This window comes from Mesorhizobium sp. BHbdii, assembly GCF_053848045.1.
Genome location: NZ_JBSPKX010000090.1, coordinates 1 through 580, shown reverse-complemented (window position 1 = coordinate 580; position 580 = coordinate 1). Strand labels below are relative to the sequence as shown.

Annotated in this window: 1 protein-coding gene; it reads right to left on the bottom strand. The window is 63.6% G+C overall.

From position 1 onward, the window contains the following. Window positions 1-580, bottom strand: a 580-nt coding sequence (locus ACWTU8_RS31995; RefSeq protein WP_455851276.1) for an alpha/beta fold hydrolase, incomplete at both ends; no start/stop codon positions are given.

Sequence of the window (580 nt, the reverse complement as noted above, 5' to 3'; positions counted from 1 at the left end):
GAAATCATCCATGATCGCGTCGCGGTTCACCTCGTTCAGGCTTTCGTGGCGGGTGTCGGCGTAAACCTTTGAAACGAGATTCGAAAACCCCATCCTGCGCATGCGATTGGCAAGGTGGGTGATGCCCTTGCCATAGGCTGAGGCGGGATCTTTCTCGCCGCCGATGATGGCGACGGGAAGGTCGCGCCGAACGCCGGCAAAGCTGGCATCCTTGCCGCCGTTGAGCGCCATCGAGACCACGTCGCGCCACATCGACACAGTGGCATCCCAGCCGCACAGCGGATCGGCGATGTATTTCGCCACCTCCACCTCGTCGCGCGCAAGCCAGTCGAACAGCGTGCGGTGATTGGGCACCGCCTTGCCCCACGCCTGGAAGGTGAGTTTCGGCAGCAGGCGGGACGGAACGTCGGAGCCCAGCCGCATCCGCTCCCAGGCGAGGATGCTGAGTGCCACCTGGCCAAGCAGCCCCTGCGAAAAATCGCAGTTCCAGATCGCGGCGGCATGAACGCGCGGCGAGTGACCCAAAAGGTAGTTCAGCGCCACCGACGCGCCCATGGAGTGACCGAAGACGATGACCGGC